Below are 11796 nucleotides of genomic sequence, written 5' to 3'. Positions count from 1 at the left end.
GGGCAGTCGCTCGAAAGCCGTGAGATGTTTCTGGTCCATTCTGTCCCCGATCTATCCGGTTCGGACCGACTGCGCTCTTTGCCGCTGTAGGCGCTTTAAGCGACTGCCCTGTGGTCCTGATCGCATTCCCTCTCAGGCGAGGTTCGGCAGCTCGGCGATCCGCCACAGGCCTAGCGCCTTGTCGCGATAGGCGCCGCCCTCTTCGGTGCAGCCCTCGACGATGACCCGGTGCGGCGCCGGCAGGCCGAAGGGCGGCCGCTCCAGGTTCAGCGGCCGCCAGTCGCCGTCGGCGATGGCGCGGTTGCCCTGCAGCTCCAGGAAGGTGGTGGTCAGGAGCCAGGTCGAGCCGGAGCGGCGGAGATTGGCGAAGGCGGCGGCGATGCTCTCGGCCGAGAGATGCACCAGGCAGTCGCGGCACAGCACGACATCGGCCTTCGGCAGCCTGTCGCGGGTCAGGTCGAGACGCAGGAAGCGGCGCCGGTCGGTCTCGCCGTACCGGGCGATGTTCCCGGCGACGAGGTCGGCGACGATGTCGCCGCCGGTGTAGGAAATGCCGCCGAGATCGGTCCGGCTCATCCAGCCGAAATCGCCGCACGGCAGGTCGAGCATCGAGGCGGCGCCGAGCTCGCGCAGCAGGGCCGGGATCGCGGCGCGCAGCCGGGCGGTGCCGTCCAGGCCGGAGCCGAGGCCCGAGCGCGATTCCTCGGCGCCCCAGACATTGTTGCGCCAGATGTAGTCGAAAGTGTCGGCCAGGCCCAGCCCGGCGAGCGCCCCGGTGTGCCGGCGGTAGACGCGCTGGGCCAGGGCCTCCGGCCTGTCGGCATCGGAGAGCGGCTTGATCTCATCCGTCATCGCGGACCCTTCAGGCGGCGGCGGCCTCGGTGCGTCGGGGGCGGATGCCGAGGAAGCGGCAGATGGCGAGCGTCAGCTCGGCCCGGTTCAGGGTGTAGAAGTGGAACTCCTCCACCCCGTGCGACTGCAGCTGCCGGCACTGCTCGACCGCGACCGAGGCAGCGACGAGCTGGCGCGTGTCCGGAGTCTCGTCCAGCCCCTCGAACAGCATCTCCAGCCAGTCCGGGATGCCGGCGCCGCAGGCCTTCGCGAATTCCTTGGTCCGGGCGAAGTTGGTGATCGGCAGGATGCCGGGCACGATCGGCATGCGGATGCCGGAAGCGGCAGCGCGGTCGCGGAAGCGCAGGAACGCCTCGGTATCGAAGAAGAACTGGGTCAGGGCGCGGTCGGCGCCGGCATCGGCCTTGCGCTTCAGGTTGTCGAGGTCGAACTCCGCCGACGGCGCCTGCGGATGCGTCTCCGGATAGGCCGCGACCGAGATGTCGAACGGCGCGATACGGCGCAGCCCGGCCACCAGGTCGGCGGCATAGGCGTAGCCGTCCGGTCGCACCTCGTAGGCCGCTCCGCCGGGCGGGTCGCCGCGTAGCGCCACGATGCGGCGAATGCCGGCGGCCCACAGGGCGCGGGCGACGCCGTCGATCTCCTCGCGCGAGGCGCCGACGCAGGTCAGGTGCGAGGCGGTGGGCAGGCCGCTGCCGTCCTGGATCTTCGTGACGATGCCGAAGGTGCGGTCGCGGGTCGATCCGCCGGCGCCGTAGGTGACCGAGACGAAGTCCGGCGCCAGCGGCGCCAGCCGCGTCACCGTCTCCATCAGCGTCGTCTCCGCCGCCTCGGTCTTGGGCGGGAAGAACTCGAAGCTGACGATCGGGTCGCGGCGCGAGGATTCGGCCGAGGTGGTGGCGTGGGAGAGATTGGTCGTCATGCTGCGGCCTTCCGTTGCGCCGCCCGCCTGGCGGGCCAGATGGTGACGGTCAGGGGGGCGCCGGGCAGATGCACCGGCGCTTCGGCCTCAAAGCCGGCGCGCTCCAGCCAGCGGGCGAAGACGTCGTCGGGGAAGCCCAGCCAGCGATGGGCGTGTTCCGTCCGCAGATTCTCGACATCGTGCGGCGCGAAATCGGCGACGATCAGCCGGCCGCCGGGGCGCAGCACCCGCGCCGCCTCGGCGATCGCCGCCGCCGGGTCCTCGAGATGGTGCAGCACATGGTGCAGCACGGCGACGTCGAAGGATTCGCCGGGCAGGGGCAGCTGGTACAGGTCGCCCTGCCGCACCTGGCAGCGCCGCTGCAGCCCGGCGCGCTCGATATTGGCGCGGGCCACGGACAGCATCTCGCGCGACTGGTCGATGCCGACCGCGCGCCGCACCCGCTCACCCAGCAGGATCAGCATGCGGCCGCTGCCGGTGCCGAGGTCGAGCAGGTCGCCGATCTCGCCCGGCGGCAGCAGGTCGACGATCGCCTGCTCGACCGCGCTGTCGGCGATGTGCAGGGTGCGGATCTCGTCCCAATGCGAGGCGTTGTCGCGGAAATAGCCGGCGGCCGCCTCGGCGCGCTGCCGCTTCACCGCCTCCAGCCGCTCCAGGTCCAGCCCGACCGTGGCGTCGGCGTCGGGGATCAGGTCGACCAGGCTGCGCGCCAGCTCGGCCACGGCCCCGCTCTCCGCCAGGCGGAAGAAGGCGAAGGTGCCCTCGCGGAAACGGTCCAGCAGCCCGGCCTCGGTCAGCAGCTTCAAATGGCGCGACACGCGCGGCTGGCTCTGGCCCAGGATCTGCGTCAGGTCGGTGACCGACAGATCGCCATGGGCGCACAGCATCAGGATCCGAAGCCGTGTCGGCTCGGCCGCCGCCTTCAGCCCCTGCAGCAGTCGCTCCACGACCTTCCGGCCTCCCGCTCCTCAAACTTGTCCGGAAGGCAGGATATCAAACTCTCAGCAAGACATAAACATGTCTTTATGTGTTTGTATGGGAAGCTCGGCTATCCCTCAAACCGTCATTGCGAGGAGGCGAAGCCGACGAAGCAATCCAGGGGCCGGAGCGAGCCGCCCCTGGATTGCTTCGCTTCGCTCGCAATGGCGGAAGGATGGAGCCGAGGGAAGGTGCCGCCCTACAGCGCCCCCATCTCCGTCAGGTCGCGGCGCAGCTGCTCCGGCGATTCGAAGCGGATCGCGCGCATGCCGACGGCCTGGGCGCCGGCGACGTTGCCGGGGTTGTCGTCGATGAAGATGCAGTCGGCGAGGTCGAGGCCGAAGCGGCTCTCCAGCAGCCGGTAGATCCGCGCATCCGGTTTCAGCAGCTTTTCATGAGCCGAGACGATGACGCCGTCGAACCAGCCCAGGAACGGCCATTTCGTCAGGGCCAGGGCGAACTTCTCGGCCGAGAAGTTGGTGATGGCATAGACCTTGTCGCCGCGGTCCTTCAGCCCCTTCAGGATCTCGACCGTGCCCTCGATGACATGGGGCACCATCTCCTCCCAGCGCTCGTCATAGGCGCGGATCAGCGGCTCGTGGTGCGGGAACTCGGCGACCTTCGCCGCGATTGCCTCGGCGAAGGGCGTGCCGGCATCCATCGACAGGTTCCAGTCATGGGTGCAGACTTCGGCCAGGAACAGCTCCATCGCCGCCTCGTCCGCGAACAGCTTGCGGTAGAGATGCCGCGGGTTCCACTCGAGCAGGACGGCGCCGATGTCGAAGACGACGGTGGGGCGCGGCGAGTCCGAGGCTGACGTGTCCGGACGAGACGAGGACATGGCAAGAGGCTCCGCTTCGGGCTATGTGGATTCGCTGGTAGCACGCGGGGAAAGCTGACCCAAGCCATGAAGCTGCACACCTATTTCCGTTCCTCGGCGGCCTATCGGGTCCGCATCGCCATGTCGCTGAAGGGGCTCGACTACGAGTCGGTGTTCCACCATCTGCGCCGCGGCGAGCAGGCGGCCGAGCCCTACCGCTCGCTGAACCCGCAGAAGCTGGTGCCGGCGCTGGAGGGCGAGGGGCCGGTGATCACGCAGTCGCTGGCGATCATCGAATATCTCGAGGAGAAGTACCCCAACCCGCCGCTGCTGCCGCCGGACCCCGCGGGCCGCGCCCGGGTGCGGTCGATCGCTCTGGCGATCGCCTGCGACATCCACCCGATCAACAATCTGCGCGTGCTGCGCTACCTGCGCACGCCGCTGGGCCATGACGAGGCGACGATCGAGCAATGGTACCGGCACTGGGTGGCGGAGGGGTTCGGCGCGCTGGAGGCGATGCTGTCCCGATCGCCCCAGACCGGCGCCTTCTGCCACGACTCGACTCCCACCATCGCCGATTGCTGCCTGATCCCGCAGCTCTACAACGCCCGCCGCTTCGACTGCGACCTCAACCCCTATCCGACGCTGCTGGGGATCGAGGAGCGGGCGCTGGCGCTGCCGGCCTTCGCCGAGGCAGCGCCCGAGCGCCAGGGCGACGCGGAGGCCTGAGAGACTGTGCGCCAACCCGGCCCGGCTGTACGGGTTCGGCTGATCGGGTCAGGAGGACTCAGGGATCGAGCCGGCCTTGGAACCGCGCGGGGCCCGGCCGGATTGACCGATAGGTGGCGCGAATTGCCGCGCCGATCGGCTTGGGTCGCAACGTGCCGTCACATCTGCCCAGTCGGGGCGAGTCACCCTCCGCCATCGAGGAACTGGCCCGCTCGATCAAGGAAAGACGAGCCATCCTCTTCGTGGGGGCGGGCGCTTCCATGAGCGTCGGCCTGCCGTCCTGGCAGAAGCTGATCGCCCACATGATGCGGGAGCTGGAGGTCGACGCCGAGGAGTTCCGGGACTCCCAGAACAGCTATCAGATCCTGGCGGAGTACTACCGCCTGAAGAACGGCAGCATCGGAGCGCTGAGAAGCTGGATGGACCGGGCCTGGCACGTCTCCGAGGAGAAGGTGCGCGGCTCGAAGCTGCACGAGCTGATCGTCTCGCTCGACTTTCCGCTCGTCTACACCACGAACTACGACCGCAACATGGAGGTCGCCTACGAGATCCACGGGCGGGATTTCGCGAAGATCGCCAATGTCCGCGACATCGCGCGGGCGCGGGACGGCGTGCCTCAGATCGTCAAGTTCCACGGCGACTTCGACGATGACGATTCCCTGGTGATCACCGAGACGGACTATTTCAGCCGCCTCGCCTTCGACAGCCCGCTCGACGTGAAGCTGAGGGCGGACGCGCTCGGCAAGACGGTGCTGTTCGTCGGCTACAGCATGTCCGACATGAATATCCGCATGCTGCTGCACCGGCTGTGGCAGACTTGGTGCAGTTCCGGTTACGAGCAGGACCGGCCGCGCTCCTTCGTGTTCATGGCGCGCGCCAATCCGGTGCAGGAGGCGGTGCTCGCCCAATGGGGCATCACCGTGCTGAGCGAGGCGTCCGAGGACCCGCAGGAGGCGCTGGTGACCTTCCTGGCCAAGCTCAAGGAGCGGGTGGACCAGCTGCCGGACGAAGCCTGAGCGTGGCCGGCCGGGGGGCAGCGAATGTGCAACGAGTACAGCCTGAAGATGGACACCGCGACGATCGTGCAGGATCTCGCGGCCGTGAGCATCGAAGCCCGGTTCTCCGAGGGCGCGCCGAACATCGAGGCCAGGGACAGCATCAGGATCACCGATTCCGCGCCGATCCTGCGGACGATCGAAGGCGAGGGCGGGACGGGGGACCTGGTGCAGCGGCGCTGGAGCTGGCCGGGGCCCGGGGGCCGGCCCGTCTACAACTTCCGGTCCGACGGCCGCGAGTTCGCCACCGGACGCTGCCTGATCATCGCAGACGGCTTCTACGAGTTCACCGACACGGCGGAGCCGGGGAAGAAACGGAAGGACAAGTGGCTGTTCACGAGGGCAGGGGAGCCGTGGTTCTGCATCGCCGGGATCTGGAGGACGGCCCCGGAGGTCGGAGAGGCCTTCACCATGCTGACCACGGCCCCCGGGCCGGACATCGCGCCCTACCATGATCGCCAGGTCGCCATCCTGGACCGCGCCGACTGGGCGGCCTGGCTGGATCCTTCGGTCTCGGCGAAGACCCTCCTGAAGCCGCTGCCGGCGGGAAGCCTGATGGTCGAACAGGTCAGCTGACCTCAGACCTCCAGCAGCACCGAGCCGCTGGTGCGGCCGGCCTCCAGCGCCCGGTGGGCCTCGGCGGCCTCGGCCAGGGGATAGACGGCGCCGATCAGCGGCCGCAGCCCGGCCTCGACCTCGGCCAGCACCTCGGCCGCGGCGCGGGGATAGACCACCGGGTCGGGCAGGGTGTGGCGCAGCACGCTCGGACGGGCGAGGGCGATCGACCGCACCGGCCCCAGCTCGTTGACGTCGATCTTCGGCAGGCTGCCGCCGACCTGGCCGACGCTGGCGATCAGGCCATAGGGCGCCATGGCGTCGAAGGTCCTCAGCAGCATCTCGCCGCCGACGCCGTCGATCGCCATGTCGGCGCCGCGCCCGCCGGTCGCCTCGCGCACCGCGGCGACGAAGTCGGTCTCGCGGTACAGGATCGCGTGGTCGACGCCATGCGCCTTCGCCACCTCCGCCTTGCGGGCGTCGCCGACCGTGCCGATCACGGTGGCGCCGCGCCGCTTGGCCCATTGCGCCGCGATCACGCCCAGCCCGCCGGCCGCGGCCTGGATCAGCACCACCTCGCCGGGCCGCAGCGGCCGCACCCGCTCGAACAGCATATGCGCGGTCAGGCCGCGCACCAGCACCGCTGCGGCGGTGTCGAAGCCGATGCCGTCGGGCAGCCGGATGGCGCGCTCGGCCGGCAGCAGGCGGTGCTCGGCATAGCTGCCGGCGGGCAGCCCGGCATAGGCGATGCGGTCGCCCTCGCGGAGATGATCGACACCCGGCCCGACCCGCTCGACCGTGCCGGCGCCCTCCACACCCAGGCCCGCCGGCAGGGCCGGCTGACCGTACAGCCCGGTGCGGTGATAGATGTCGACGAAGTTGACCCCGGCGAAGCGCTGCCGGACCAGGATCTCGCCCGGCCCGGGCTCGGCCAGGGCGACGGTGTCGAGCGACAGCGCCTCCGGACCGCCGGTCGCGTGCAGGCGGATGACGCGGGTGGTGATCGGGGACATGCGGCCTCCTCGGTTCGGATGCGCCGAAGATGGCGCCGCGAGGATCCGTTCGGAATTCGGGGAGATCGCACGTGGTCTGTGCAATGATGCACGGATGGAATGGGGTGACGTCCGCTACTTCCTGGCCCTGGCGCGGGCCGGCTCGCTGTCGGCGGCCTCGCGCGGCCTCGGCGTCGAGCACACCACCGTCGCCCGCCGGGTCGATGCGCTGGAGGCGGCGCTGGGCACGAAGCTGTTCGACCGGCTGCCGCGCGGCTGGCGCCTGACCGCGGAGGGCGAGCGCCTGGTCGACGACGCGGCCCGGCTGGAGGAGGAGGCGCTGGCCTTCGCCCGTCGCGCCGCCGGCGGCAGCGGCGTCGCCGGCCCGGTCACGGTCTCGGCCCCTCCCTTCCTCGCCAACCACTTCCTGGCGCCGCGGCTGGGGCCGTTCCTGGCCGCCCATCCCGGCATCGTGCTGACCCTGATCGGAGAGAAGCGGGCGGCGATGCTGGGCCAGCGCGAGGCCGACCTGGTGCTGCGCCTGTCGCGGCCGACCGAGCATGGCGCCGTGGCCCGCCGCGTCGGCACCATGGCCTTCGCCCTCTATGCCGCGCCGTCTTATCTGGCGGGCCGTCGGCCGGAGGACTGGGTGTTCCTGGGCGACGACGAGTCTTCGGGCGAGCTGCCGCAGCATCGCTGGATGCTGGGCTTCGCCGGGCCGCGGCCGCTGGTGCTGCGCAGCAACGACATGACGACGCTGCTGCACGCCGCCCGCGCCGGCATCGGCATCGCCGCCTTGCCGTGCTTCGTCGGCGAGGCCGATGCCGGCCTTGCCTGCGTCGAAGCCGATCGCGACGGCGTCGGCAGCCGCGAGATCTGGATCGGCATCCATGAGGATCTGCGCCGATCGCCCCGCATCAGGCTGGCGATGGATGCGATCGCCGAAATCTTCGCCCGGGAGCGCCGGCTGCTGGAAGGGCGGGCATAGCAGCGGCGCGCTGCGGCCAAGATCCCGCCGTCAAAAGGACAAGACTCTCGTCGCACCATCGTTCTTGCCTCAGGCGGACCTGTTTGCTCTCCCCTTGCCATGCTGGACGGCATCATGCTCGACGACTTGATCGGCCAGACCTATGACGCGGCCATGGGGCAGGAGGATTGGGCCGCCGTGCTCGAGCGCCTGTCGGGCGCGCTCGGGGGAGATTCCTCCGTCGTCCTGCAGCGGGCCAGCGGGCCGGACGGGGCGGTCAGGGTCCGGGCCGATCCCGATTATGTCCCGCTGTTCGACAGCTATTACCGCGACCTCTGCCCGATCCTGCCGATGCTGGGCACGCTGCCCAGCGGCTCGGTCTTCGTCGACTTCATGATGATCCCGGAGCCGGTGCTGCTCCGCACCGAATACCGGACGGACTACGCACTGCCGCAGGACCGGTTCAGCAGCCTGTACTGGACCAACGGCGAATGCGACGGGGCGGGGGCCTATCTGACGGTCTGGAGGTCCCGGCGCCGGCCGGGCTGGGACGGGGAGCATGTCCGGTTCCTGCGGCTTCTCGGGCCGCATCTGTCGCGCGCCCTGACGATCGAGCGGCGCCTTCGGGATGCCCGGGCGATCGGGCCGGGGGCCGGCCCCGGCCCCCTCAGCCCGCGGGAGCGGGACTGCCTGGCCGAGGTCGCGCGCGGCCGGTCCAGCAAGCAGATCAGCCGCCAGCTGGACCTGTCGCCCCACACGGTCGACGAATACGTGGCCTCGGCCATGCGCAAGCTGGGGGCGGCCAGCCGCACCGAGGCCGTCGCCCTGGCCCTCAGCCGCGGATGGCTTCGGGCCTGACGGTCACACCCCCGCCGCCGTCCGCAGCGCCTGGTCGAGATCGGCGATGATGTCGCCGACCGATTCCAGGCCGATCGACAGGCGGATCACCTCCGGCCCGGCGCCGGCGGCGCGCAGCGCCTCGGGCGTCAGCTGGCGGTGGGTGGTCGAGGCCGGGTGGATGATCAGCGACCGGGCGTCGCCGATATTGGCCAGGTGGCTCAGCAACTCCACGCCCTCCACCACCTTCACCCCGGCGTCGTAGCCGCCCTTGACGCCGAAGGTGAAGACGGCGCCGGCGCCGCGCGGCAGGTACCTCTTCGCCAGCGCGTGGTATTTGGAGGAGGGGAGGCCGGCATAGTTCACCCATTCCACCGCCGGGTGGGTGGACAGGAATTCCGCCACCTTCTGCGCATTCTCGATGTGCCGGTCCATCCGCAGCGACAGCGTCTCGATGCCGAGCAGGGTGAGGAAGGCGTTCAGCGGCTGCTGGTTGACGCCGAGGTCGCGCAGGCCGACGGCGTGGCCGTAGAAGGTGTAGGCCAGGTCCCCGAACGTCTCGAAGAAGCGCAGGCCGTGATAGCCCGGCTCCTCGCCCGTCAGCCCCTTGAACTTGTCGGAGCTCGCCCAGTTGAAGCGGCCGGAATCCACCACCACGCCGCCCACCGAGGTGCCGTTGCCGGACAGGAACTTGGTGGTGGAATGGACGACGATGTCGGCGCCGTGCTCGACCGGCCGGCACAGATAGGGCGTCGCCATGGTGTTGTCGACGATCAGCGGCACGCCGAGGTCGCGCGCCACCTGGGCGATCGCCTCCAGGTCGCTGACCACGCCGCCCGGATTGGCCAGGCTCTCGACGAAGATCGCCTTGGTCTTGTCGTTGGCGGCGCGGCGGATGTTCTCCGGGTCGTCGGCATCGACGAAATGGGTGGTCCAGCCGAAGGCGCGCTTGAAGCTGTTGCCGAGCTGGTTGATCGACCCGCCGTAGAGCTTGTTGGCCGCCACGATCTCGGCGCCCGGCTCCATGAACGGGAACAGGGCGAGGAGCTGGGCGGCATGGCCGGAGGAGGTGGCGACGGCGCCGACGCCGCCCTCCAGCGAGGCCATCCGCTCCTCCAGCACCGAGACGGTCGGGTTGGTCAGCCGGCTGTAGATGAAGCCCAGCTTCTGCAGGTTGAACAGCGAGGCGGCGTGGTCGACATCCTCGAACACGTAGGAGGTGGTCTGGTAGATCGGCGTCTGCCGCGCGCCGGTGGTCGGGTCCGGCCGCGCGCCGGCATGGATCGCCAGCGTCTCGAACCCCGGGCCGCTGCTGCTCTCGGACATGCTCCTCACCCTCTCTTCTGGATCTTCGACGAAATCACGCGCGACGAGGTGCCCATCCAGCTCAGCTCGCCGTTCAGCCGCGCCCATTCGATCTTGGGGCAGCGGTTCATCACCACCCGGATGCCGGCGGCTTCGGCCTTGGCCGCGGCGGCGTCGTTGCGGACGCCGAGCTGCATCCAGATCACCTTGGGCCTGACCGGCAGGGCCAGCGCGTCGTCGACCACCCCGGCCGCGGCCTCGCTGTTGCGGAAGATGTCGACCATGTCGACCGGCTGCGGCACCTCGGCCAGCCGGGCATGGACGGTCTCGTTCAGGATGGTCTGGCCGGCCACGCCGGGGTTCACCGGAATGACCTTGTAGCCCTTGCCCTGCAGATAGGTCATGGCGAAGTAGCTGGGCCGGTTCCAGTTCGGGCTGGCGCCGACCATGGCGATGGTCTTCACCTCGCGCAGGATGCCGCGCAGATAGGCGTCGTCGTAGCGGTCGTGGTCCATCTCGGCGTCAGCACCCCAGCCAGACGGGCGGGCGCTTCGCCAGGAAAGCGTCGATGCCCTCCTCGGCGTCGCGGGCCAGCATGTTCCGCACCATCACCTCGCTCGCATATTCATAGGCGCTCTGCAGCCCCATCTCGGCCTGCTCGTAGAAGGCCTCCTTGCCGATCGCCAGGGTCAGGGGCGATTTCGCCGCAATCTGCCGCGCCAGGCTCAGCGTCTCCTCTTCCAGCCGGTCGGCCGGCACCACCCGGTTGACCAGGCCCAGCTCGCGCGCCCGGTCGGCGGTCACGGCGTCGCCGGTCAGCAGCATCTCCATCGCCGGCTTGCGGCCGACGGCGCGGGACAGGGCGACCATGGGGGTGGAGCAGAACAGGCCGATGTTGACGCCCGGCGTGGCGAAGCGCGCCTCGGTGGCGGCGACGGCCAGGTCGCAGGTGGCGACCAACTGGCAGCCGGCCGCGGTCGCCATGCCCTGCACCCGGGCGATCACCGGCTTCGGCAGCCGGGTGATCGCCAGCATCAGGGCCGAGCACTGGGCGAAGATTCGCTCGTAATGCTCGCGGCCGGGGTCGGCGCGCAGCTCCTTCAGGTCGTGGCCGGCGCAGAAGGCCGGGCCGGCGGCGGCCAGCACCACGACCTTGACCGACTCGTCCTGGCGGATCGCCTGCAGCTCCGCCTCCAGCGCCAGCATCAGCGCCAGCGACAGGGCGTTGCGCGCCGCCGGGCGGTTCAGGGTCAGCACGGCGATGCCGTCGGCGTCGTGCCGCAGCAGCAAGGCGTCCTCCGCCGGGGCGGAGGGCAGCGGGTCGGCGGACATGGCGGTTCCTCGGATCCGGTCGTTGCCCGCACTCTACCGCGGCCGCCGCCAGAAGAAACAGCCGCGAACGGATAGGAAGGCGAACGACAGATGAGGAGGCAGGATACGGCCGGCCGCGCCACGGCCGCGTCACCCGGTGTCGGGAGCGGGCTTGGGGTCGTCGACATAGAGGCCGAGGCCGAGGGAGCGGCAGAGGCGGTCGGCGGTGGTGGCGGTGGTCTCGGTGTCGAGCCATTCGATCACGTCCGGCTCCTGCAGCCGGGCTGCGAGGCCGGCCCGGAGCCCCGGCACCCGGGTCGGGTCCCGCACCTCGGCGAAGGCCCGCTCCATGGCGGCGGCCACCGCCTGCCGGCGCCGGGCCCGCTCGGCCGCGACCGCGGCCGGGCCGCCGGCCGGCTGGGCCGGCCGCGGCGTCGCCGGCCAGCCGAGGGCGCCCCAGCGGGACCATTCCT

14 protein-coding genes are annotated in these 11796 nt (G+C 70.4%); 5 read left to right on the top strand and 9 right to left on the bottom strand.

Features of this window, described 5'->3' with window-relative positions; genetic code table 11:
- Positions 1 to 132: 132 nt before the first annotated feature.
- The 4 genes from G537_RS0133750 to G537_RS0133735 form a co-directional block, all read right to left on the bottom strand.
- Positions 133 to 852 carry a class I SAM-dependent methyltransferase gene (locus tag G537_RS0133750; protein WP_026873789.1) on the bottom strand — a complete coding sequence of 240 codons (720 nt, stop codon included), beginning with the start codon at positions 850 to 852 and terminating at the stop codon, positions 133 to 135.
- Positions 853 to 862: 10 nt separating this feature from the next.
- A complete protein-coding gene (gene metF, locus G537_RS0133745; protein ID WP_026873788.1) occupies positions 863 to 1774 on the bottom strand; it encodes a methylenetetrahydrofolate reductase [NAD(P)H] in 912 nt (303 codons plus the stop codon).
- Positions 1771 to 2721, bottom strand: a complete 951-nt coding sequence (locus G537_RS41445) for an ArsR/SmtB family transcription factor (protein ID WP_034853915.1) — start codon at positions 2719 to 2721, stop codon at positions 1771 to 1773. The genes metF and G537_RS41445 overlap by 4 nt, the downstream gene beginning before the upstream one ends.
- Before the next feature lie 230 nt (positions 2722 to 2951).
- The gene (locus tag G537_RS0133735; RefSeq protein WP_051249464.1) at positions 2952 to 3593 is read right to left on the bottom strand and encodes an HAD family hydrolase; all 642 of its coding nucleotides are present in this window, start codon (positions 3591 to 3593) and stop codon (positions 2952 to 2954) included.
- A gap of 66 nt (positions 3594 to 3659) precedes the next feature.
- Here G537_RS0133735 and maiA point away from each other — a divergent pair, with 66 nt between their 5' ends.
- From maiA to G537_RS0133720, 3 genes are all read left to right on the top strand, one after another.
- A complete protein-coding gene (gene maiA / locus G537_RS0133730; protein ID WP_026873786.1) occupies positions 3660 to 4301 on the top strand; it encodes a maleylacetoacetate isomerase in 642 nt (213 codons plus the stop codon).
- Between the two features lie 260 nt (positions 4302 to 4561).
- Positions 4562 to 5317, top strand: a complete 756-nt coding sequence (locus G537_RS0133725) for an SIR2 family protein (protein WP_081689231.1) — start codon at positions 4562 to 4564, stop codon at positions 5315 to 5317.
- A gap of 24 nt (positions 5318 to 5341) precedes the next feature.
- Entirely contained in the window at positions 5342 to 5932 is a 591-nt protein-coding gene (locus tag G537_RS0133720; RefSeq protein ID WP_026873784.1) for an SOS response-associated peptidase, read from the top strand.
- A gap of 2 nt (positions 5933 to 5934) precedes the next feature.
- On the opposite strand, the gene G537_RS0133715 is transcribed toward G537_RS0133720, so the two are convergent.
- Positions 5935 to 6924 (bottom strand): quinone oxidoreductase family protein, encoded by a 990-nt coding sequence (locus tag G537_RS0133715; RefSeq protein WP_051249463.1) that lies wholly within the window; start codon positions 6922 to 6924, stop codon positions 5935 to 5937.
- Positions 6925 to 7018: 94 nt separating this feature from the next.
- On the opposite strand from G537_RS0133715, the gene G537_RS0133710 reads away from it, so the two are divergent.
- Together G537_RS0133710 and G537_RS42625 are read left to right on the top strand one after the other, a co-directional pair.
- Entirely contained in the window at positions 7019 to 7891 is an 873-nt protein-coding gene (locus G537_RS0133710; RefSeq protein WP_034853912.1) for a LysR family transcriptional regulator, read from the top strand.
- A gap of 114 nt (positions 7892 to 8005) precedes the next feature.
- On the top strand, positions 8006 to 8728 hold the full coding sequence (locus G537_RS42625; RefSeq protein WP_211230610.1) for a response regulator transcription factor: 723 nt from the start codon (positions 8006 to 8008) through the stop codon (positions 8726 to 8728).
- 3 nt (positions 8729 to 8731) lie between these two features.
- Here G537_RS42625 and G537_RS0133700 read toward each other — a convergent pair whose 3' ends face one another.
- The 4 genes from G537_RS0133700 to G537_RS45705 form a co-directional block, all read right to left on the bottom strand.
- Positions 8732 to 10033: an O-acetylhomoserine aminocarboxypropyltransferase gene (locus G537_RS0133700; protein ID WP_026873780.1), complete on the bottom strand. Its 1302-nt coding sequence runs from the start codon at positions 10031 to 10033 to the stop codon at positions 8732 to 8734.
- 5 nt (positions 10034 to 10038) lie between these two features.
- Positions 10039 to 10527 (bottom strand): CoA-binding protein, encoded by a 489-nt coding sequence (locus tag G537_RS41435; protein WP_034853910.1) that lies wholly within the window; start codon positions 10525 to 10527, stop codon positions 10039 to 10041.
- Positions 10528 to 10534: 7 nt separating this feature from the next.
- A complete protein-coding gene (locus G537_RS0133690) occupies positions 10535 to 11344 on the bottom strand; it encodes an enoyl-CoA hydratase (RefSeq protein WP_051249462.1) in 810 nt (269 codons plus the stop codon).
- Between the two features lie 129 nt (positions 11345 to 11473).
- Positions 11474 to 11796, bottom strand: a 323-nt coding sequence (locus tag G537_RS45705) for a hypothetical protein (RefSeq protein ID WP_211230609.1), incomplete at its 5' end; no start/stop codon positions are given.

It is taken from the genome of Inquilinus limosus DSM 16000, assembly GCF_000423185.1.
GTDB lineage: Bacteria > Pseudomonadota > Alphaproteobacteria > DSM-16000 > Inquilinaceae > Inquilinus > Inquilinus limosus.
Note: the sequence above shows the minus strand (reverse complement) of the source record. Positions and strands in the feature narration are given on the sequence as shown.